Origin of the sequence: Runella sp. (assembly GCF_965279615.1) — a bacterium.
Classification (GTDB): Bacteria; Bacteroidota; Bacteroidia; order Cytophagales; family Spirosomataceae; genus Runella.
The window spans coordinates 5,696,687-5,717,061 of record NZ_OZ257252.1; the positions used below are offsets into that span (position 1 = coordinate 5,696,687).

Annotated in this window: 22 protein-coding genes; 4 read left to right on the forward strand and 18 right to left on the reverse strand. The window is 44.6% G+C overall.

The window, feature by feature from the left end; all coding sequences use genetic code 11:
* Nucleotides 1-66: 66 nt before the first annotated feature.
* The 18 genes from ACQY73_RS23915 to ACQY73_RS24000 form a co-directional block, all read right to left on the reverse strand.
* Complete coding sequence (locus ACQY73_RS23915; RefSeq protein WP_428655809.1) at nucleotides 67-441, reverse strand: Dabb family protein; 375 nt, start codon at nucleotides 439-441, stop codon at nucleotides 67-69.
* 43 nt (nucleotides 442-484) lie between these two features.
* Nucleotides 485-685 carry a hypothetical protein gene (locus tag ACQY73_RS23920; protein WP_428655811.1) on the reverse strand — a complete coding sequence of 67 codons (201 nt, stop codon included), beginning with the start codon at nucleotides 683-685 and terminating at the stop codon, nucleotides 485-487.
* A gap of 75 nt (nucleotides 686-760) precedes the next feature.
* Nucleotides 761-1,627 (reverse strand): hypothetical protein, encoded by an 867-nt coding sequence (locus ACQY73_RS23925; protein ID WP_428655813.1) that lies wholly within the window; start codon nucleotides 1,625-1,627, stop codon nucleotides 761-763.
* Nucleotides 1,628-1,673: 46 nt separating this feature from the next.
* Nucleotides 1,674-2,327, reverse strand: coding sequence for a DUF2306 domain-containing protein (locus tag ACQY73_RS23930; RefSeq protein WP_428655815.1), 654 nt, complete (start codon nucleotides 2,325-2,327; stop codon nucleotides 1,674-1,676).
* A gap of 20 nt (nucleotides 2,328-2,347) precedes the next feature.
* Nucleotides 2,348-3,544 (reverse strand): tryptophan synthase subunit beta, encoded by a 1,197-nt coding sequence (trpB, locus tag ACQY73_RS23935; protein ID WP_428655818.1) that lies wholly within the window; start codon nucleotides 3,542-3,544, stop codon nucleotides 2,348-2,350.
* Nucleotides 3,545-3,603: 59 nt separating this feature from the next.
* Nucleotides 3,604-4,251 (reverse strand): phosphoribosylanthranilate isomerase, encoded by a 648-nt coding sequence (locus ACQY73_RS23940; protein WP_428668529.1) that lies wholly within the window; start codon nucleotides 4,249-4,251, stop codon nucleotides 3,604-3,606.
* Between the two features lie 18 nt (nucleotides 4,252-4,269).
* Nucleotides 4,270-5,073: an indole-3-glycerol phosphate synthase TrpC gene (gene trpC, locus ACQY73_RS23945; protein ID WP_428655820.1), complete on the reverse strand. Its 804-nt coding sequence runs from the start codon at nucleotides 5,071-5,073 to the stop codon at nucleotides 4,270-4,272.
* Nucleotides 5,073-5,672, reverse strand: coding sequence for a Uma2 family endonuclease (locus ACQY73_RS23950; protein ID WP_428655822.1), 600 nt, complete (start codon nucleotides 5,670-5,672; stop codon nucleotides 5,073-5,075). The genes trpC and ACQY73_RS23950 overlap by 1 nt, the downstream gene beginning before the upstream one ends.
* 1 nt (nucleotide 5,673) lies before the next feature.
* Entirely contained in the window at nucleotides 5,674-6,663 is a 990-nt protein-coding gene (trpD, locus tag ACQY73_RS23955) for an anthranilate phosphoribosyltransferase (RefSeq protein ID WP_428655824.1), read from the reverse strand.
* 33 nt (nucleotides 6,664-6,696) lie between these two features.
* Nucleotides 6,697-7,620: a hydroxymethylbilane synthase gene (gene hemC / locus ACQY73_RS23960; protein ID WP_428655826.1), complete on the reverse strand. Its 924-nt coding sequence runs from the start codon at nucleotides 7,618-7,620 to the stop codon at nucleotides 6,697-6,699.
* Nucleotides 7,621-7,630: 10 nt separating this feature from the next.
* Complete coding sequence (locus ACQY73_RS23965; protein ID WP_428655827.1) at nucleotides 7,631-7,888, reverse strand: Txe/YoeB family addiction module toxin; 258 nt, start codon at nucleotides 7,886-7,888, stop codon at nucleotides 7,631-7,633.
* Nucleotides 7,881-8,132 carry a hypothetical protein gene (locus tag ACQY73_RS23970; RefSeq protein ID WP_428655829.1) on the reverse strand — a complete coding sequence of 84 codons (252 nt, stop codon included), beginning with the start codon at nucleotides 8,130-8,132 and terminating at the stop codon, nucleotides 7,881-7,883. The genes ACQY73_RS23965 and ACQY73_RS23970 overlap by 8 nt, the downstream gene beginning before the upstream one ends.
* Nucleotides 8,133-8,189: 57 nt before the next feature.
* On the reverse strand, nucleotides 8,190-9,173 hold the full coding sequence (locus ACQY73_RS23975) for a bifunctional heptose 7-phosphate kinase/heptose 1-phosphate adenyltransferase (RefSeq protein WP_428655831.1): 984 nt from the start codon (nucleotides 9,171-9,173) through the stop codon (nucleotides 8,190-8,192).
* 64 nt (nucleotides 9,174-9,237) lie between these two features.
* Nucleotides 9,238-9,804: an anthranilate synthase component II gene (locus ACQY73_RS23980; RefSeq protein ID WP_428655833.1), complete on the reverse strand. Its 567-nt coding sequence runs from the start codon at nucleotides 9,802-9,804 to the stop codon at nucleotides 9,238-9,240.
* Nucleotides 9,805-9,848: 44 nt separating this feature from the next.
* Nucleotides 9,849-10,298: a methylglyoxal synthase gene (locus ACQY73_RS23985; RefSeq protein ID WP_428655835.1), complete on the reverse strand. Its 450-nt coding sequence runs from the start codon at nucleotides 10,296-10,298 to the stop codon at nucleotides 9,849-9,851.
* Between the two features lie 110 nt (nucleotides 10,299-10,408).
* Nucleotides 10,409-12,433 (reverse strand): NAD(+) synthase, encoded by a 2,025-nt coding sequence (nadE, locus tag ACQY73_RS23990; RefSeq protein ID WP_428655837.1) that lies wholly within the window; start codon nucleotides 12,431-12,433, stop codon nucleotides 10,409-10,411.
* Nucleotides 12,434-12,598: 165 nt separating this feature from the next.
* Nucleotides 12,599-13,774, reverse strand: a complete 1,176-nt coding sequence (locus ACQY73_RS23995; protein ID WP_428655839.1) for a hypothetical protein — start codon at nucleotides 13,772-13,774, stop codon at nucleotides 12,599-12,601.
* Nucleotides 13,771-14,316, reverse strand: a complete 546-nt coding sequence (locus tag ACQY73_RS24000) for a redoxin domain-containing protein (protein WP_428655841.1) — start codon at nucleotides 14,314-14,316, stop codon at nucleotides 13,771-13,773. Before ACQY73_RS24000 ends, ACQY73_RS23995 begins: the two co-directional genes overlap by 4 nt.
* 130 nt (nucleotides 14,317-14,446) lie before the next feature.
* Between ACQY73_RS24000 and ACQY73_RS24005 the strand changes: the two genes are divergently transcribed.
* The 4 genes from ACQY73_RS24005 to ACQY73_RS24020 are packed head-to-tail and all read left to right on the forward strand — an operon-like array spanning nucleotide 14,447 to nucleotide 20,375.
* The gene (locus tag ACQY73_RS24005; RefSeq protein ID WP_428655843.1) at nucleotides 14,447-17,509 is read left to right on the forward strand and encodes a SusC/RagA family TonB-linked outer membrane protein; all 3,063 of its coding nucleotides are present in this window, start codon (nucleotides 14,447-14,449) and stop codon (nucleotides 17,507-17,509) included.
* A 35-nt stretch (nucleotides 17,510-17,544) separates the two neighbouring features.
* Nucleotides 17,545-18,924: a RagB/SusD family nutrient uptake outer membrane protein gene (locus ACQY73_RS24010; RefSeq protein WP_428655846.1), complete on the forward strand. Its 1,380-nt coding sequence runs from the start codon at nucleotides 17,545-17,547 to the stop codon at nucleotides 18,922-18,924.
* Nucleotides 18,925-18,969: 45 nt separating this feature from the next.
* Nucleotides 18,970-19,842 (forward strand): hypothetical protein, encoded by an 873-nt coding sequence (locus tag ACQY73_RS24015; protein WP_428655848.1) that lies wholly within the window; start codon nucleotides 18,970-18,972, stop codon nucleotides 19,840-19,842.
* A 41-nt stretch (nucleotides 19,843-19,883) separates the two neighbouring features.
* Nucleotides 19,884-20,375, forward strand: a complete 492-nt coding sequence (locus tag ACQY73_RS24020; RefSeq protein ID WP_428655851.1) for a hypothetical protein — start codon at nucleotides 19,884-19,886, stop codon at nucleotides 20,373-20,375.

A 20,375-nucleotide genomic window follows, 5' to 3' on the forward strand; every position in this document is an offset into this window, starting at 1 on the left:
TTAGTCAACCTTCAATAGTGAATAGCAGTCACTTGTTTGTTGACTGCTGCGGACGGCAACTGAAATCTATTTCTGCGTCCAGTAATCAACCACCAACACTTTATCAAGGTAAGGTCCAAGTACTTTGCCAAATGCCTTGTGGTCAGGGTGAGGCAGGTACACGGCACGGTCGGCTTCTGAGTTGAATGTCAGGAAAAAACAATGGGTAAAGCCCTGTGCCAAGCCCTCAGGGCTGTTGTTGGTTCCCCACTCGTATCCTTTGATCTCTTTGATTTGGGTAGGAAGTTTGCGGAATGCCTCTTCTACCGATTTAACCTGTTCGGGTGTTGCGGTGTCTTTAAATTTAAACATCACCACATGACGGAGCACTTTATCAGATTTTTGGGCCATAGCACCGAAAACAAAAAGGGTAAGAATGAGTGAAAAAAAAGTCTTTTTCATTTAGTGTAGTAATAACAAAGATGAATAATAAACCGAACGTCGACTAAGCTGAGCAATTTAAGCATTCGCCGCTGTCGTCCCATTTGGCACGGTCAAATTCGCCCAATTGTTCTTTCATTTCCAGGATTTCGTCTTCTACTTCGCAACGTTCAAAGAGTGATAATTCGCCGGAAGCAATCTGATTTTCAAGAGCTTTAAGTTTCACGCGCAGTTCGGAAACTTCCATGAGTGTTAGAGTGGCCATGATAATAGTTAGGGAATAAAATGAAATACAGTGTGTTTTGTTAATGCGAAATTTACTAAAAAAGTTCTGGAAAAACTACTGAATTACGGTGCTGTCATGCCACCATTCGTCGTTTTCCCAGTAATTTTCCCACCCAAGATGACGGTATTTTTTGTTGATCTCCACCTCACGTTCTCCGATGGAAAAGTCGGTTAAGATGTTGTTAGCGAACGCAAACAAGTCCCTTGCCCACACCACCGGTTTGGTCATTGTCTTCTTATAATTGGTCCACGAACCTTCAAATTTAAAGCCGCTTGCCTGTGCAGGAGCATTGGTTGAAAAATACCAAAGTTCGATCTGCCCATCTTTTCGTTCGAAGAAATCCATCAGCATTTTACCCGAAAAAATTCCCGATCCTTTGGTAGCTTCATTTTCTTTGAACTCAAAATTTGCTTCAGTCGTATAAGCTTCTTTCAACTCAAATTCGTCGTGCTCATAATGCTCTTCGTTGAGATTGGGATCTTTAAAGGTGGCCAGTTTTGTGAAAGTGATCGTGCCCTCAAAAGGAGTAATGGTCTTTTTAAAACGGTCTTTTCCTATTACGTGATACACATTCGGTTGGAGCGAATCACGCTTTACGTCCGAAAAAAAGAGTTCAATTCGGTAGTGATCGTCGCCATAAAATCCGTCGAACCGATTGGCATATCCACCTTCAATGCTCGGATCATGGAGTAATAATGCCAGATCATGATTGCCGAAAAAGGCAGCCGTTTTTTCGGCTGAAACGTTTGTGACTCTAATGGATTGCAGCGGAGCCGTCGTGTCTTTTCGTAACGAATCAATGGCGTCTTTATGAGTAACAAGCTTAATGGGAATGGCAGTGGGTTTTGAATTATCGTTGGCTTTGCGGGTGCAGGAGGAGCAAATCGCAAACAGAAGGAATAGCGTTATGTAGTGATTCATTGATGATTTTGTCTGTATATAGTTTGCCCAATCGGGTCGAATTTGCTTATTTTTTCAGCATTTTTACCAACTTCGCTCCCGTTCCTGCATAAATTAATGCCTCTACAATTACTAAATTTCCAACCCATGATAACCATGTGACCGTCAGGTAGGTTTCGATGGGTTTGGTATGAAAAAGATACACCATTGCATAGCTTCCAACGCGTAAACTCATGGCAGCAAGGGTAACGCCGTAGCTTCTCATCATCCACTCAATGTGTGTTTGCCAACGTTTTAGTTTGATCTCTCGCCAGGCAACAAAGGTGGTTAGCCACCAAATAATGCATTGAAAAGAGAAACCTACTTTTGCGGGCAAACCTCCATTGGCATAAATGGCTAAACCTAATCCTGAAGGAGCCGCCAAAAACAGTATCGAAAATACGTAAACTTTTCCGAGCGTTTGGTGCAGACGAGGATATTTTTTTACGAAAGAAGGAATAAATTGGGCTATTCCGATACCCATCGTCCACAAACTGCTTGTTATGTGGATATAAAACGATAATTGAAAATCTCGATGGGCTAAAACGCGGTCGGTTTTGGTGGTTAAGAAGTCAATACCCGGTTCAAAACTTAAATAGGGCGCGACCTTAGTGAACATTAACACAGTGAAAGCACCGACAAAAAGAAGAAAAAGGGCAGAGAAAATCTGACGTAATGACATTTTCGCTACCCTTTTATATTTTACAAATACTTCATATAAGTGGCCAAATCCTTGTCGCCACGGCCTGAAAGGTTAATGACCACGGTTTCATTAGGCGCGGCATTCAGGTATGGTAATACCGCCAACGCATGGGCGCTTTCGATTGCGGGAATGATACCTTCCAACTTGGCCAACTCCATACCGGCGGCGATGGATTCATCGTCAGTGATGGCATAGAAACTTGCGCGTTGACTGTCATACAAATGAGCGTGTAATGGCCCAATGCCCGGATAATCCAACCCCGCCGAAATAGAATGAGGTTCAACGACCTGACCGTCTTCGGTTTGCATCAGAATACTTTTGCTACCGTGCAAAACACCGATCTTGCCTAAAAAAGTGGTTGCTGCCGAAAGCCCTGATTCGATTCCGTGACCGCCGGCTTCAGCCGCAACGAGTTTTACAGATTCATCGTCCAGAAAATGATAGAAAGCTCCTGCTGCGTTGGAACCGCCGCCTACGCACGCAATGACGTAGTCGGGAAGTTCAGAACCTGTTTTTTCCAACAACTGCTTTTTGATCTCTTCCGAAATAACGGACTGAAAGCGAGCCACCATATCGGGATAGGGGTGAGGCCCTACCACCGAGCCGATGATGTAATGGGTATCGGTTGGATTGTTGATCCAGTGACGCATGGCTTCGTTGGTAGCATCCTTGAGGGTTTTGGAGCCGCTGCTTGCCGGACGCACTTCCGCGCCAAGCATTTTCATACGAGCAACGTTGGGTGCCTGACGTTGAATGTCGATCTCACCCATGTACACAATGCATTCCATGCCCATAAGTGCGCACACAGTAGCGGTGGCTACACCGTGTTGGCCGGCGCCGGTTTCGGCTACGATCTTTTGCTTTCCAAGCCGTCTTGCCAAAAGTATTTGACCAATGGTGTTATTGACTTTGTGCGCGCCGGTGTGGCAAAGATCCTCGCGTTTGAGGTAAACAGTTGTGTTGTATTTTTCCGATAACCGTTGTGCTAAATACAAAGGCGTAGGGCGTCCTACATAATCATGCAAAAGCCCTTGAAATTCTTCCTGAAAATCGGGTTGAGCCATGATTTTCAGGTAATTTTCGCGAAGTTCTTCTACGTTTGGGTATAACATTTCGGGGATATATGCGCCACCGAATTGTCCGTAATATCCGCGTTCATTGACTTGAAAAGCGGATTGATTTTGTGTTGCGGTCATGTTTGTGCGAATAGTACCGATTTCAATTGATGAAAACGGAAAGTTATTCAAAATTATGTTTACACTCCTACTTCTTCCTCTTCTTCAATCGGGCGAATGAAGTCAAACAGTTGGCGAAGCGCGTCAATATCTTTAACGGCAGGTTCCGTTTCAAATTTGCTGTTTACGTCCAAACCATAGATTTTCACCTGTAAATCATTCACTTGGACAATGTTTTCCAACGAAAGTCCGCCGCTCAAAAAGAAAGGCCGATCGTTGTCATAACGGCTTAATATATTCCAGTCGAATGTGACTCCATTACCGCCGGGATTGCTTCCTTTGGCATCGAAAAGAAAGTAATCACAATGCGGTTTATAGTTATTAAGCGTCGCAAAATTAAAAGAATCATCGATTGAAAATGCCTTAATGATATTGGCTCCACGCATTTTGAGCGTACGGCAAAAATCAGGGGTTTCATGCCCATGAAGTTGTACGTATTGCAGATCGTATTTTTTTGCCATCCGCAGAATATAGTCCGGGTTGGCGTTCACAAAAACTCCGACTTTTTTAATGGGCTTAGGAATACTTTTAATGAATTCTTCGTCAAGGGTTTCGCCCACAAAGCGAGGAGATTTATCATAAAAAATGAATCCGATAAAATCAGGCTTCAATTCTACTAATTCGGCCAGATTAGCCGTGTCGCGCATTCCACAAACTTTGATCTTCATCATAGATAGGTGTGTTAATTATTGATTACCGGTAAGTTGGAAGTGATTAATCAGGTCTTTTAATGCTAAGCCGGGGTTGTCGGTTGCCATAAATGATTCTCCGATCAGGAAGCCTTGATAGCCTGCTTCACGTAACTGTTGAATCGTCTCGGCATTTTTTAATCCGCTTTCCGATATTTTGACGAAATCATTGGGAATAAGCTGCGCTAATTCCAGTGAAGTTTCGATAGAAGTGACGAATGTTTTCAGGTTACGATTATTTACTCCTACCATATCAACGAATTCGCACACGCTTTGTTCCAATTCTTCGCGATCATGGACTTCGAGCAGTACTTCTAACCCCAATTCCTGAGCTTTGCGACCCAACTCACGAACTTCGGTAGGCGTAAGACAGGCCGCTATGAGTAAGATCACATCGGCGCCGATGGCTTTGGCTTCCCAAAGCTGGTATTCATCGATCATGAAATCCTTGCGAAGCATGGGTGTGAAGGGATTGGCGGCGCGTGCTTTTGCGAAGTCATCAAACGTACCCCCAAAAAAATTGGTATCAGTCAGCACCGACAAGCCGCAGGCACCTGCTTCTACATATCCTTTGGTGACTGTTTCCGGCGTTAGTCGGTCGTTGATGATGCCTTTGGAAGGAGATTTACGCTTGAATTCTGAAATAACGCCCGAAGCACCATCAGCCTTCAGCGCATTTTTCAGAGATAGTGTTTCACGCCCAAATAAGGCCGCTTTTTCGAGATCGGCAATACTTATTTTTGATTTGGCTTCTGCTACTTCAGTCCGTTTGTGGGCTACTATTTTATCTAAAATATTCATTATGGTTCAAAAATTCTGCTGACCGATAGTTCAAGTCCCGGAAGAACACTTGAAGTAATTACGTCATCTTCTGTATAAGGCCTCAAGCCAATGTATTTTCCTTCATCATTAAGTACGTAAACAATGATTACGTTGTCGTTAGGTTCTACCAACCAATATTCAGTAACTCCATTTTCTTCATAGACCTGAAATTTATCGCTCATTTCTTTTTTAGTATTTCCGGGCGACAGGATTTCTATGATCAGATCCGGAGCGCCGATACATCCTCGGTCGTCAAGTTTATCCATATCACAAATTACACAGATGTCAGGTTGTACTACTGTATAAATTTGGTCGTCTTTGCGCTTTTTTCCTTTGAGAGGAGTTAACCGTACATCAAAAGGAGCGGTATACATTTCACAGGATTTGCCATCAAGATAGTTGCCTATCGTTAATGACAACTTTACTGAAATCTTCTGATGCCTTCTGGCAGGTGCCGGCGACATATTGAAAATTTTTCCTTTGATTAACTCAATACGTTCGTCAAAGGTCCATTTCAAATAGTCGGCGTATGTATAACTGCCGTTTGGGTCTAAATCGGTGAAGTTGAGTATATTCATATCAATCTTCAATTAACTTTTTAAAACACGCCAACGCTCGTTTGCTTTCCAACGATTCGCGGGCGGTGGCTACGGCATCGGTCAAAGAAAGTGAAGGGTTAGCGGCATATAGCGCCAAACCGGCATTGGCCAGAACTGCCTGTTTTTGGGCAGAAGTGGCTTCGTCGTTCAGTACATTCAGGAAAATTTTTGCAGAATCTGCTAAGGTATCACCTCCGGAGAGTTCGGCGGGCGCAAGAACGTCCAAGCCGAGATGGATCGGCGACAGGATTTGCTCGTTTTGAGCGGTTATTATTTTAAAATCTCCCGTCAAAGACACTTCATCGTAACCATCTAATGCGTGAACAATCAGATAATGATGGCCGGAGCCTTGGTAAAGATAGGCATAAAGTCTGGCTAATTCAAGACTGAATACGCCCACAAGTTGTTTTTTAGTAAAAGAAGGATTGGTCAACGGACCCAACATATTGAAAAACGTTCGAATGCTTAATTCTTTACGAATCGGGGCAATGTATTTCATGGCCGGGTGAAACAAAGGAGCATGTAAATAACAGATATTGGCGGTCTCGATTTTACGCTTCAAATAATCCGTATCATTGGAAAATGTAATACCAAGATGCTCTAAAACCGTTGAAGACCCTACCAAACTTGAAACGCCGTGGTTGCCGTGTTTGGCAACGCGTTGGCCCGCTCCTGCCACTACAAAAGCAGCTAAAGTGGAAATGTTGAACGTATCTTTTCCATCACCGCCGGTGCCGCAAACATCCATGGCATCAAAATCCTGTAGCCCAACAGAAAGACATAGTTCCAGCATAGCATCCCGAAAACCGCCCAACTCTTCAACGGTGATGCCCCGCAGCGCAAAAACGGTCAAAAAGGCGGCTGTTTGAGAGGTGTTATATTCGCCGCGTCCTATGCCCAGCAAGGTTTGATAAGCAGATTGCCGGTCGAGGGTTTGGTGATTCAGTAAGTGGGTTAACGTATGTTTCATTCAGGGTATTTGAGTCAGAATATCAGGGTTAAATTAAGTATTTTGTTTGATAGCGACCAGAATTTCGGCAGCACCTTGCTCCAAAAGAAGTTCCGCCAATTGATTACCGACGTTTTCGGGAGAAGAAGCCGCGCCGCTTTGCGTTTGTTTCAATAACTGCTTTCCGTCCAAACTCACCACGCCGCCCGTTATTGTAACTGTATCGTTTTCTGAAGAGGCCAATCCAAATACCGGCACGCTGCAACCGCCCTGTAATCGTCGCAAAAAAGCTCTCTCGGCCAATAGGCAGGTCTCCGTATCGGTATGATTAAGCAAAACACGTATTTTGTCCTTTTTTTCGACCTCTAAGGTTTGGCTGCATTCAATCGCAACGCTTCCCTGTCCGACGGCCGGCGTAAATTCATTCAATGAAAGGTGCTCGGCAATGAGACCATCGTACTCCATGCGGTGTACGCCGGCATAGGCCAACAAAATGGCGTCACATTGACCCTCTTCCAATTTTCGCAGACGCGTTTGGAGATTGCCACGCATATCAACAGTACGGATGTGCGGATAAAAGTGCTTTAACATAGCCACGCGGCGCGTAGAAGACGTGCCAACCACAAACGGTTCACCGCTACCGAGTAACAGCGTTTGATTGTGACTGACCAAAACGTCATTGACAAGCTCACGTTCAGTAAAAGCGATCAATTGCAAATCTTCGTCGAGTTCAGATTGCAGATCTTTGGCGCTGTGGACAGCAATGTCAATGCGCCCGTCGCGGAGTTGGTCTTCGAGTTCTTGGGTAAACACACCTTTACTGCCGATCTTGGACAGCGAACGATCCAGGATTTGGTCGCCTTTGGTATCAATAAGGACGATTTCGGTGGTCAAGCCTCCTTTTTGTAGTAAGTTTTCGACGTAATAGGCCTGCCAAAGGGCTAAGCGACTACCGCGTGTTCCGATTTTTATGTGCATATTCAGAAATTCAATAATGATATTTGCACTTGATGATAATGAGAGAATCGTCTGTTACTTGATAAACTAAGCGGTGTTCATGAGTGATTCTTCTCGACCAACATCCTTTTAAATTATGTTTTAAAGGCTCAGGCTTTCCAATCCCTGAAAAAGGATTGCCAGAAGCATCATCTATTAATTCAAGAATCTTTTTAAGAATTTTAAGATCTTCTTTTGACCATTCCATAAATTCTTCCCAAGCCTCAGGAGTAAAGACAGGTTTACGCATCCGCAGAGAGTTTACGGTACTGATCTAAATCAGGAGTTATAAAATTACCCTTCCCGGCATTATCCAGCGATTGTAATAAACGCTCTCTGTTTGCAGGAGATTGTAGAAGATACTCTGTTTCGTCTGCTTCATCTTCCAAAATAATGGTAACCTTCCCGTGTTTTTTTTTTCCGAAAAAAGCTTTGAGCTGACGAATAAAAGTACCATTAAGCTCGTCTATGTCCAATGAGATTGTATGTTTCATGATCAGGTGCTTTTTATATTTTTACCTAACTTAGCGTTTTTTAAATATCATTGATTTCTATAAAATCAAGCTCTTCTTCGCTTCTGCTTTCAGCGTTTCTTTATCAATAGGCACTACTCCCACGTGCTCACAGACCAGTCCACCGCCGAGGTTGGATAATTCTGCCACGATACTGGGTTCAAGTCCCAATGCCACCGCACAGGCTGCAATGCTGATGACAGTATCACCCGCTCCGGATACGTCGGCAATCTCTCGTTCGTGGGCAGGAATGCGGTGTTGTTGATCTAAGAAATCAATGTAAACGCCTCGCTCAGATAACGTTACAAAAGCGCCTTTTGCATTGAGTTCATAGCGCAGTTTTTTTACAACGGCCTTGAGCTCGTCCTCTTTCCTTACGTCAAAATCTACTTTTAGCCCTTCTTTCAGTTCTTTCAAATTGGGTTTGAACAACGTCACGTTTTGATACGCTAAAAAGTTCCGTTTCTTCGGGTCAACCACTGTCGGGATGCCGTTTAAGTTGGCAAAATCAGTAATTTCTTTGATAACATTAGGACATAAAACTCCTTTATCGTAATCCTGAAAAAGAACAACATGGCAATCGGGAATCAAGGCTTTGGCTTTATCAATAAGCTGCGCCTGTTCTTCAAGAGTGATAACTTTATCAGTTTCGGTATCTACCCTTACCACTTGCTGAGTCCCGGCTATGATACGTTCTTTGACCGTAGTGATACGGTCGGCACTTTGGAGGATTCCGTCGGTACGAAGGCCGCGCTTTTCCAATTCTGCCAATAAATTTTTACCCTCACCATCCTGACCGATCACCGAACAGATAACAGGCTCAGCACCTAAAGCATGAATGTTCAGAATAACATTGCCTGCTCCACCCAAACGGTATTCGCGACGATGAGCCACCACAACAGGGACAGGTGCTTCGGGTGAAATTCGGTCTACTTTTCCCCACACATACGCATCCAGCATTACATCGCCAACAATGAGTACGCGTAATGTATTAAAAGAATCAAACAAATGGTCAATAGTCATATATCAGAATCGTGACGACGAGCTTTAGGTATTAAATTGTACATTGCCCAACGTCTGCATTTATTTAAATAGAAAGCCAATTTTGTAACATCTGCTTACCATGTTCGGTCAAAACAGATTCGGGGTGAAATTGTACTCCGCGTACGTCATAGGTGTTATGATGAAGCCCCATTACCTGACCGTTTTCGTCTACGGCAGTAATGGTCATGGTGTCAGGAACGGTATCACCTACCACCGTCCAGGAATGATAACGACCTACCTGAAAGGAGTGGGGAAGACCTTTGAACAAAGGCTCTTCAGCGTCGGTAACGATGGCTTTGTCGCTGATGCCGTGTAAGACATCCGCCATGTTATTGAGGGTAGCACCAAATACCTCGCCAATACCCTGATGGCCCAAACAAACGCCCATAATGCTTTTGGTGGGGGCATAAGTACGAATTAATTCCTGCATGATACCTGCCTCCGAAGGAATGCCCGGCCCGGGAGAAAGCAGAATTTTGTCGTACTGCGCTACGTCTTCTAGCGCGATCTTATCGTTGCGGTGAACTTCCACGTCGTCGTGGAGTTCGCGCAGGATGTACACGAGGTTATAGGTAAACGAGTCGTAATTGTCGAGAACAAGAATCTTCATTGCAATTGATATTTCCCGCAAAACTACCCATTTCTATTTGCACCTCAAACCTTCCGTTTCAGATAAGCGTCATAATCAGGTAAAATGGTTTCATATTCCTGACTCATCAGCGGTGAAGTCATGATAAAATCGGCGGTGGCGCGGTCACAGGCGATGGGAATATTCCAAACAACTACTAAGCGAAGCAACGCTTTAATGTCAGGGTCGTGCGGTTGAGCCGACATGGGGTCCCAGAAGAAAATCAGAACGTCTATTCGTCCTTCGGCTATCATTGCCCCAATTTGCTGATCACCGCCGATCGGGCCGCTCAACAGGCAGGTAATGGGAGTTTCCAATGCTACCTGCAACAACTGGCCGGTAGTACCCGTGGCGTATAATTCATGGGGGACCAATCGCTCCTTATTGGTGGAAGCCCATTGGATAAGGTCAGCTTTTTTGTGGTCATGAGCCACCAAAGCAATACGTTTGCGGGCGTTGATCGTGCGATTTTGCATTATTACTATGTTTTAGACAGGATTTCAAGATTGACAGGATTGTTTAAATCTATGTAAACTATGTTTCTATGTGGTTACATATCCTGTTAATCCTGAAATCCTGTCAACTATTAAAACCCAATCTTCCCTTTTCTTGCAGAAAGATTTTTGCCTTCATAATAAGCACTTAACTCTTGCAATTCTTTTTCAAATCCTCCTGACAATATAGGAAAACGACACCATGAACGAGGATCAAGATTAAGGTCATCTAAATGAAAACTCGGCGCGTAACGTTCGCGTTTCCATTGATTTCTACTCCAGAGTTTGAAAAATCGTTCGACCGACGTAAACAGCACTTCCCGCGAATAGTGTTCCGCAAAACGTACTTCCATGAACCGAAAGCAATCTATCGGTGATTTTTTGTCGCGAATAGCTACCTTTTCGATGGCATCCAATACTTCATACGGCATCAGATCTTTTTCGTCCGTTTGCATTTTGTCTTGCGGACGAAGTTCGGCGGTCGGTTGCAGGCTGTTTACTTTCTGAAGACCTTCTATTTTGATGTTTTTTCCCTGCACGTGACAACCGATGGTTTCCAACCAAACGAGCCAGGTTCTGAGCCAATATTTATCAATGCCCGCAATCGGACTGATACTGCCTGCGGTGTCGCCGTCCATTGTACAGTACCCGACAGCCACTTCGGAACGGTTGGAGGTGGCCAGTAAAAGGTGACCATACAAATTGGTCAATAACCAAACGCCCGGGGCGCGCACCCTCGCCTGAATATTTTGGAGCGGAATATCATCCTGTTCCCATGTCAGATCACGACCGATCTGTTGTTCGATCAGACCTTTATAGGATTCAACAAGACCATTGATGTTGACGTTATAAAAAGTGGAACCAATGGATTTTGCCAAACTTTCAGCCGATTCCAACGTATCGGTTGAACTGTTTTCCGTGCCTTGATAAATGCTGTGGATCAGGTGTTTGGCAATGCCTTCAACGGTCGTTTCTCCCTGTATTTTTTTGATGTAACTCAGTTTCTGTTTAAATGCTTCCAGACCAATGCTCTCGTCGGCCAAACGGATCATCAAACCACACAAGGCCACACATGCACACGAATCAGCACCTCCTGAAAGTGAAACAGTAAATCCTTGCGAACGCGACTTGCGGAGGTAATCAAACAACGCTAACGAAACTGCCCGCGCAAATTCTTCTTCTTTTAAATAACCTTCGCGCTCAAAAGGCTCCAATTCTGCCACTTGGTAGGCAGGAGATGCTTCATTCCATTGAAACGTATCAACCACCTTCCAGTTGCCGGTCGGGAGTGGTGATTTGATTTGTGAATGCGCTAATCGTGTCACATCGGTATCGATCACTGCCGACGTAAGGTGATAATCATGGTAACCAAAGCGTGGGCTTGAAGCCAGAAGCGCACCGTTGGAAGCGATCATAGCATCTCCATCAAAGATGAGCCGCCCTGCTTCGTTACCTAACAGATTGGTATACACATAACTGCACGAATAAGAACGGGAGCCGTCAATGACAAAACGTTCTCGGGTAATGAATTTATGGAAAGCAAACGGGCTGGCGCTCGGATTCAGAATAATATCAACACCGCGATCAAAATGGCTTCTGCCGGGGCGTTGTGCTACCCAAGCATCTTCACAAATCTCAAAACCGACCCGAATGCCCGATAGATCAAACACCAAATCCCCGAAAGGATAGCTGAAATCCTTTACTTTGATCTCGTCTCTGGCGTTGGCTGCCCAGCGGTGAAACCAGCGATCTTCATAAAATATACCATAATTAGGTAAGTGCTGCTTGGCGACAAAGCCCAGAATTCGTTTGTTAACAATAAAACACGCAGTATTATAAATTTTGCTGTTGAATTGCATCGGTAAGCCTACCGATACAGCGATTCCTGACGTATGCGCTACTATTTCGTGCAGGCTTTCAATGGCCTGCGCAAGAGTATTAGGGCTGTAAAAAGCGTCTTCGCAGCCATATCCCGTAATACACAATTCAGGAAGACATAGCAGACTGATCTGTTGATTGCGAGCTTCGTCAATGGAGGCAATGATGTGTTCTTTATTAGCTTCCCACGCCAAGGGTGTGGTGTTAATGGTTCCTGCGGCAACTTTAAGAAGTGGCATGTTAAATAGGAAGTTGATTTATGCAAAAATGAGATTTCCCAACGAGAAAGCCAATCGACAATTAAGAAAACCGACACCATTCGTAAAATCTCGTGTCACTTTTCGCGCATTAGACTACACAATGGTATATAAGTCACATGTAAAAAGGTATTTTTTTTACTTTTTTTATTTGCCGGATACATTACCGCTGAAATGGGCTACTTCTTCGTATGCCGCCAGAAGTTTCTGCTGCAAGTCAGTCGCAAGAAGTGTTGCCGCCTTTTTTTTCAGAACTACCTCCTGCGACGTAAGTTGATTCAGAAATTGGATAACCTGCGGAATAATAGAATTACTTTCATCAATATGCCAACCGGCTTTCTGTAATAATTCCCACGTATCGGCTTCTTTGCTACCACAAAACAGGATCGCTCCGCCGGCACACACCGAGCTGATCGCCTTGGAAGGAACCGCAATGTGCGTCCATTTGGTGAGCAAACTAACGAGATGCACATCAATATAAGGCAATTGACTTCGCGGAACATTCTTGAGAATGGTCACGCCTTCTTTGGTAGCCGCAACCTTTAAAATCTCTTCGGATTTGGTACCGTAAACGGCTAAAATAAGGTGTTGTTTTTGAGGGTTAAAGTGATTTAGGAATGCCAGCAGAAAATCGGAAGAATGGGCATCTCCCAAATTACCGGCGTATCCGAAATAAATTTTTCCATCTTCTTTTCGCCATTCAGGCGGCTCAGGGTCGCGCGGTTGGTCGAGCAATACGCCGCAGGGAAGAATCGTAGTGGGGAGGGATTTGCCATACTTTTGTTGAATATAAGCCGCCTGATTGGGGCCTAATGAAAAAAGATGAGAAGGCGCGAAGCGATAAGTTACCCACTCAACAAATCGATAAATGGGGTTAGAAGCTTTAATGACGCCATCGGCAACAAATCCTTCGGGAAACAGATCCATCGACCACAAAGCCCAACGAACTCCGAACAAAGGCAATAGCCAAGAGGCCCAAAAGGGCAAAAGCGGCGGACTTGTCATGCATAGCACAGGCCCCCGGCGCACACGCAGGGTTTTGAGCAATAAGAAAAATCCGTCAAAAAAACCGGCAGCCAGTTTCAGAATGCCTTTCGTTCCTTTATAAAGTGTAGAGATTTGAAATGTTTTTCCAATGGGTAAACGTACCTGTCCGCCGCCCAAATCACTCCGTTTTACGTGGACAATGCGTACATCAATTCCGTGGTTTTGAATAAGGTACTTGGTTAAATCCCAGGCAGATTCGCCCGTTATGCCGGGATTGGGAGGATAGTGCCGATTGACGATGGTAAGGGAAAGAGGCTTCTTGTCTATTGAATTCATAAAGATTGTTTTACGCTTTCTTTCTTCTTCCTATTGATGAGGCAACCAACCGCTTCGGTGCGGCTTTGGGTAACAGGCCGATTTGAGATTAAAGCTTCCAGCGCATTTTGAAGATAAAATTCGGTGGTTTGGGGACGGTATTTCCCTAATCCGAAAAATTGATTATCGATGGCGCCTCGGTATATTTCTGCGCCGTTTTTGTCAAGTAATACCACTTCCGGAGTTGTTTTTGCGTCATAGAGTTCAACAAGCGAATGCGTCTTGTCAATGACGTAAGGAAGGGTAAAATTATATTCTTTGCTAAATTGGCGAATCGCCGATTTTTTAATAGATTTAGTGGGAAAGACGGCCTTAAACGCAACGTTTTGACCAAATTTGGCGTACATTTCCTGTAGACGCGCGCTTGACTTTTGGCAGATCGGACATTCGGTGTCGTAAAAAATAAAGAGCGTACCTTGTGCTTGCAGTCCTGTGCCTAATATCCCAAAGACTATAACCAACACAAATAGTATCTTAATCCCCATTTTATAGTATTTTTTCACGATTCAAAATTAGATAAAGTCTATTGTAAAACATTCCCTAAGATGTTTCGTTTTTAAATTTACAAATAATTTGGCTAAGCGTGTTTTGACCCAAATTTTTTATCTAAATTTTCGCCCAAAAGTTTTTTTCATGAATCTATTATTACGTAAATCATTTTTATTCGTTGCCCTTACCTTTTTTGTACACACGTTGTTGATTGCTCAAACGCGCACAATTACGGGAAAGGTAACGTCGGCAACCGATGGGCAACCAATGCCGGGGGTCAACGTAACTCTGAAAGGGGCTACTTCCGGGGCAACCACCGACGGAGAAGGAAACTACCGGGTGACGATTCCGAATGGCAAAGCTACGTTGGTTTTTTCGTTTATCGGAATGCTGAGTCAGGAAGTGAATGTCAATAATCGGACCACCATCAATGTGGAATTGCTCGAAAGCCCTACCCAATTGAATGAAGTTGTTGTGACCGGTTATACCACCACGCAGCAAAAAGATGTGATAAGCTCGATGACGACCATCAAAAGCGACCGCATCAAAAACCTGCCTGTTTCCGGGATTGACCAAGCATTGCAGGGACAGGCTGCCGGGGTAAGGGTTTCTCAATCATCGGGTACGCCGGGTGGAGGGGTAAAGGTCGTGATTCGGGGGAATACCTCCATCAACGCCAGTAACAAACCTTTGATGATCGTGGACGGAATTCCGGTATACGACGGAGCGGTCTCTCAATTTGGGTACGGTGGCCAACAGGATAATGCCATTTCTTCCTTTAATACTTCTGATATAGAATCCATTCAAGTACTTAAAGATGCTTCAGCCAAAGCCATTTATGGTTCTCGGGGTGCCAACGGCGTAGTGTTAATTACGACCAAGCGCGGGAAAGCTAACCAAAAGACCAACATTACGATGGATATTCAGCGCGGAACGACCGACGTAGTGAAAAAGCTGGATTTCCTTAATTCGTCTGAGATCGTTGACCTGCAACGTGAAGCATTGGCCAACTACAATCTTAAACAAACCAAATTTGCGGACATCATTGATCCCGACGCTCGTGGTCTTATCAAAGGTGTAACGGACGGCGTAAATACCAATTGGGTTGACGAAGTGCTTCGCAAAGGGCTTTATCAGCAATACCAACTGTCTACATCGGGCGGAAACGACCGCACCCGCTTTTATTTGAGCGGCAGCTATCGTGACGAAGAAGGGGTACAATTAAACAACCGTTTTCAACGCTATACCGGTTCTTTCAATTTGGACCATAAAGCAAATCAGCAATTATCATTCGGGTTGAACCTGAGTTTGGGAAGCACCAAAAACCATCGGGTATTTAGTGATAATGCGGTAGATGGTGTGTATGGCTCGGCGCTTCGCAGTTTACCGTATTATGCTCCCTATAACGAGCAGGGTAAACTTTATACTCCTAATGATCCTAACTATCAGGGATTTCCGAACCAAAACCCGGTGGCAGAGGCATTGCTTCCCCGCCAACTTACGTATGGGATCAAAGTGTTGGGAGGTATAAATGCCGAATATGCGTTTACGCCTAACCTGCGCCTGCGCACCAAGTTCAGCATGGATTATAACAATTCAGAGGAAGATACGTACAACCCAACGAGTACTTTTTACGGAAGCTTGCCGGCCGTGGGTGCTCAGGGCGTTGGAACGTACGCGTCATCGTCATTGGCTATCTTTTTGAACTCTACCATTCTTACCTATAATACAACCATCGGCGAAAGTCACCACATCAATGTGTTGCTGGGGGGGGAATTGTTGCGGTCACAGGGACGCTCATCGAGTGTACAGGGACGGGTATTTCCGCGTGATGAATTTACCTACATAGCTTCGGCCGGGGTAGTGGATGCGGGAAGTTCTTTTTATGCTCAAAACGGCTTGGTCTCAGGCTTTGGAGAAGTAAAATATGATTTTAAAGATAAATACCTGATAAGTGCCACCGCCCGTTACGACGGTTCGTCGCGATTTGGACAAGATCGTAAATTTGGATTCTTTCCTTCGGTGTCAGCAGGCTGGCGTCTCAAAGAAGAAAATTTCCTGAAAGACGTTGATTTTGTTGAAGACCTTAAACTCCGCGCCAGTTTCGGATTTACCGGGAACGAACGCATCGGTAACTTTCAATACTTAGGTACATGGGGAGCCACTACTTACAACGGCTCGTCGGGTGTTGGTCCGATCAGTTTAAGTAACCCCAAATTGCAATGGGAACGTACCCGCGAAGCAAACATAGGATTGGACGTGGCATTTTGGAAAGGACGGTTAAGTTTTACGGCTGAAGTGTATGATAACTTAACGGATGCGTTGTTATTTGCTGAACCTCTTCCTGCAACAACGGGCTTTGGAGCTTTGCAGGGCAACATCGGAAGTATTTCCAATCGTGGACTTGAATTCACGCTTCGTTCGGTCAATTTTGACGGCGCCTTTCGTTGGACAACAGATTTGAACCTGTCGCGCAATGACAATAAAGTTGAATCGCTTGCTTCTGAGCAACCGCTCTATCGCGGATTTTCGGCAGCGGGCGTAGGAGCAACCAACGTCATTAAAGTAGGAGAGCCTTTAGGAACTTTCTGGGGATTGAAATTCCTGGGTGTTGATGCCGCTACCGGCGATGCACTTTATGAAGACTTCAACGGAGACGGTCGTATTACAACCGATGATGCGCAGGTGATCGGCAATGCTCAACCGAAATTGATCGGAGGTTTTACCAACAATTTTTCATGGAAAGGATTTGATGTGAGTGTATTCTTTCAGGCTTCGTATGGTAATAGTGTGATGAATTACGGCAACTCGTTTCTTCTTAATCCCGGGACGGATTTGCGCGTGAATCAAACGCGTGCTTCGTTGCGACGTTGGCAGAAGCCCGGCGATATTACCGACATTCCACGTTATGAGTATAACAATACTTACAATAGCTACTCAAGCAGTCGTTTGGTAGAAGATGGCTCTTACCTGCGTCTTAAAAATGTCGCATTAGGTTATACACTTCCTGCCAAATGGACCGGCAAAGCCAAACTTGGTAACGTGCGGATTTATGCAACAGGTACAAACCTCTGGACATTAACACGGTATTCAGGCGCCGATCCTGAAGTAAGTACGCTCGATGGCTCTACCTCGGCGCAGGGAATCGACTTCTTCACCTTGCCTCAGGTAAAAACCCTCGTGGCCGGCGTGTCGATCAATTTTTAGAAATGTGCCTTTGATTCATTTATTAATGACTTTTTATGAAACGCTTTCAATACGCAATCCTAATATCAGTTCTTTTTTCTGCCTGTAATACGGTCGTTCTGGACCCGCCTCCGGTCGATCTGTTGACCGATGATATTGTTTTTACCCGGTCAAGTGATCTGCCTTCTGTACGCATTGGACTTTATGCAGCGGCGCGCAGCTTGGGTAGCCCTACGGTGCAGGCAGGAGATTTTACAGCCGATCATATCATCCACTTAGGAACGTTTACCGATTATCGGGAATTTGGCACCAAACAGATCACACCCGCCAACGGAGTGGTAGCCGCTCTCTGGGGTTCTGTATATCGGACGATCTACATGAGTAATTTTATCTTGGAAAATCTTCCAAAAGTATCAGGAATTAAACAGGAAGACGCTAAGCAGCTGACGGCCGAAGCCAAATTTTTGCGAGGATACGCCAACTTTATCGGAGCCTATACTTATGGGGGAATTCCTAAAGTAACTACTACTACTTTGGCTACTAACCGTACAGTGCCACGGGCTACCAAAGAAGAAATTTTAGCGTTTGTGTTGGAAGATTATCAGGCAGCGTTGGCAGACTTACCCGATGGTGACCCGCAAGACCGTAATATTTATGCAGGGTATGCCACCAAAAACGCGGTTCGTGCCGCTTTGGCAAGGTATTATCTTTATCAAAAAAACTGGGCTGCTGCCGAAACCAATGCTTCTTTGCTCATCAGTTCCGCCAATTATTCATTGGTTACGTTCAATGAAGTAGTTACCCGTGATTATAACCAGGAATCTATTTTCGAATTCGGTTATACGCTCAACGATTATTCCGGAGATCTCAATAACTATTTTGTAGGACGTCGTGAAGTGGTGCCATCCAACCAGGTAGTTGTTTCGCTTATTTCGCGCGAATCAGGAAATCGCAGCCAAACGATCCAGTTCGAATTTGACAAACAAAAAGGCAACGATAACGGATGGACGCTCAAAAAATACGGTACAGCCGATGAGAGCAACCGCAATTTTGTCATCTTTCGTTTAGGAGAAATGTATCTGATTCGGGCAGAAGCGCGGGCACAACAGGGAAAGATCACGGGAACTGCCGGAGCCATTGCCGATATCAACGTATTGCGCACTCGCGCCGGTACGGGATTGGCTGACAACCTGAAACCGCCACTTTTGACAAGTGCTTCTCAAGCGGAAATGCTACTTACCATTGAACGTGAGCGAGTGTATGAATTGGCCTTTGAAGGGCACCGTTGGTATGACTTGGTTCGTACAGGGCGAGCGCAGGCGGTCATGTCTGCTTTTTCGCCCAATTGGAATCAGAAATATGAATTATGGCCTATTCCCCAAACAGAAATTCAGCGAAATTCGGCACTGGTTGGACAACAGAACCCGGGCTATTAGGCTGAAATACTAACCAATTGTTAACCATTAATGGGTATCAAAAAAATGAAAATTAATAAATATATAAACACGCATTCCATTCTTCTTTTATTCACTGTTTTGGCAGGACTTTGGCTGTCCGGCTGTGAAGAAGAAAGGATTGTGTATGGAGGCTCGGGGTTTGTTCGTTTTTCAGATTCAACGTTGAGTTACAAAGAAAGCTATTCTAAGGCTATCAAAGTTCGTGTACACAATGGTGGCCCGATCCTGAACGAATCCATCAATATAAGCTACACCATAGGTGGTACGGCTCGCGAAGGAAAGGATTATCGCATTGAAGGAACAAAAGGAACGGTGATCATCCCCGTTGGTCAAAGTTTTGGAGAGATCACCCTTTATCTGCTCAACAACGCCAATAACATCTTAGAATCAAATACGATTGAATTTACCATTGCATCCGTAAAACCGGCAGATAAATTGCAGGTAGGATTTGGCAAAAGCGCAATGGGCAGCAAGATCATCTTTACCATTCGGGATGCCTGTATCATGGATGGTATTTATACAGGCAGACTGCCGGTAGGAACGCAGACTTTTCAGCTGGCCGATATTGAAATTTCCAGTACGGATTGCAAGCGGTATACTATTTCGAATATCAACGTAGGTTTGTTAGGCTTTCCGCAGTTTTTCAATTGGGAAAGTCCCGTAGGCTTTGAAGCAGAACGTCCAACCCTTGATTTTATTGACAATGGGAACAATACACTGACCATTCCTCAACAGGTGATCCCGCAGTTTGCGAGTGGGTACGATACATTGTCCGGTACGGGCGTTTGGAATCCTGTGAACAAACAGATTACTTTAAGCATAAAGATGAAGGTCTATAAATTGAGCAACGGAAAAGACAGTACCGTTAACCTTCCATTGATCTATGTGCCGCAGTAATTTGGATTATTATTTAATCATTCTCTGATAATCGCTGAAAAATGAAAACTTCTATTCGATATACTGCCATTTTGGGATTGCTGATTGTAGTGGGCAGCAGCTGTTCCGAAAAATTGGACCCCAAGCCTTTGACCTTTTCACAGGTGCTGACCGGAACGGAGAAAAAAATATGGACGCTAAAATCGCTCACCATTGTGGATCAAAAAGATCCGTTTGAATTGGCAGGAAATCAAGTGTTGGACCCATGTGAATTGGATGACCAATTTATCTTTTATGCCAACGAGGAGAAAAAAATGGAGTATGGCAACGGCCCTACCAAATGCCGTACCAGCGAGCCGGATATTCTGGTAACGGATGTGTGGCAATTGACCAACGCAAATGCTACCCTTGAAATAGGTATCCCACGTATTTTTGGTGGGGTCAAACTGCCGTTTATTGTTAAAACACTGACCGAAACTTCAATGGTACTGGAGTATTATTTCGGAGATATTGATGCCAGTTACCGTTTTACATTCACATCAAGTAGTAAGTAG

What these genes read in the sequence shown, in the direction of transcription:
- ACQY73_RS23915 (WP_428655809.1), bottom strand. Translation starts at nt 441, where the DNA reads ATGAAAAAGACTTTTTTTTCACTCATTCTTACCCTTTTTGTTTTCGGT.
- ACQY73_RS23920 (WP_428655811.1), bottom strand. Translation starts at nt 685, where the DNA reads ATGGCCACTCTAACACTCATGGAAGTTTCCGAACTGCGCGTGAAACTT.
- ACQY73_RS23925 (WP_428655813.1), bottom strand. Translation starts at nt 1,627, where the DNA reads ATGAATCACTACATAACGCTATTCCTTCTGTTTGCGATTTGCTCCTCC.
- ACQY73_RS23930 (WP_428655815.1), bottom strand. Translation starts at nt 2,327, where the DNA reads ATGTCATTACGTCAGATTTTCTCTGCCCTTTTTCTTCTTTTTGTCGGT.
- trpB (WP_428655818.1), bottom strand. Translation starts at nt 3,544, where the DNA reads ATGACCGCAACACAAAATCAATCCGCTTTTCAAGTCAATGAACGCGGA.
- ACQY73_RS23940 (WP_428668529.1), bottom strand. Translation starts at nt 4,251, where the DNA reads ATGAAGATCAAAGTTTGTGGAATGCGCGACACGGCTAATCTGGCCGAA.
- trpC (WP_428655820.1), bottom strand. Translation starts at nt 5,073, where the DNA reads ATGAATATTTTAGATAAAATAGTAGCCCACAAACGGACTGAAGTAGCA.
- ACQY73_RS23950 (WP_428655822.1), bottom strand. Translation starts at nt 5,672, where the DNA reads ATGAATATACTCAACTTCACCGATTTAGACCCAAACGGCAGTTATACA.
- trpD (WP_428655824.1), bottom strand. Translation starts at nt 6,663, where the DNA reads ATGAAACATACGTTAACCCACTTACTGAATCACCAAACCCTCGACCGG.
- hemC (WP_428655826.1), bottom strand. Translation starts at nt 7,620, where the DNA reads ATGCACATAAAAATCGGAACACGCGGTAGTCGCTTAGCCCTTTGGCAG.
- ACQY73_RS23965 (WP_428655827.1), bottom strand. Translation starts at nt 7,888, where the DNA reads ATGCGTAAACCTGTCTTTACTCCTGAGGCTTGGGAAGAATTTATGGAA.
- ACQY73_RS23970 (WP_428655829.1), bottom strand. Translation starts at nt 8,132, where the DNA reads ATGAAACATACAATCTCATTGGACATAGACGAGCTTAATGGTACTTTT.
- ACQY73_RS23975 (WP_428655831.1), bottom strand. Translation starts at nt 9,173, where the DNA reads ATGACTATTGACCATTTGTTTGATTCTTTTAATACATTACGCGTACTC.
- ACQY73_RS23980 (WP_428655833.1), bottom strand. Translation starts at nt 9,804, where the DNA reads ATGAAGATTCTTGTTCTCGACAATTACGACTCGTTTACCTATAACCTC.
- ACQY73_RS23985 (WP_428655835.1), bottom strand. Translation starts at nt 10,298, where the DNA reads ATGCAAAATCGCACGATCAACGCCCGCAAACGTATTGCTTTGGTGGCT.
- nadE (WP_428655837.1), bottom strand. Translation starts at nt 12,433, where the DNA reads ATGCCACTTCTTAAAGTTGCCGCAGGAACCATTAACACCACACCCTTG.
- ACQY73_RS23995 (WP_428655839.1), bottom strand. Translation starts at nt 13,774, where the DNA reads ATGAATTCAATAGACAAGAAGCCTCTTTCCCTTACCATCGTCAATCGG.
- ACQY73_RS24005 (WP_428655843.1), top strand. Translation starts at nt 14,447, where the DNA reads ATGAATCTATTATTACGTAAATCATTTTTATTCGTTGCCCTTACCTTT.
- ACQY73_RS24010 (WP_428655846.1), top strand. Translation starts at nt 17,545, where the DNA reads ATGAAACGCTTTCAATACGCAATCCTAATATCAGTTCTTTTTTCTGCC.
- ACQY73_RS24015 (WP_428655848.1), top strand. Translation starts at nt 18,970, where the DNA reads ATGAAAATTAATAAATATATAAACACGCATTCCATTCTTCTTTTATTC.
- ACQY73_RS24020 (WP_428655851.1), top strand. Translation starts at nt 19,884, where the DNA reads ATGAAAACTTCTATTCGATATACTGCCATTTTGGGATTGCTGATTGTA.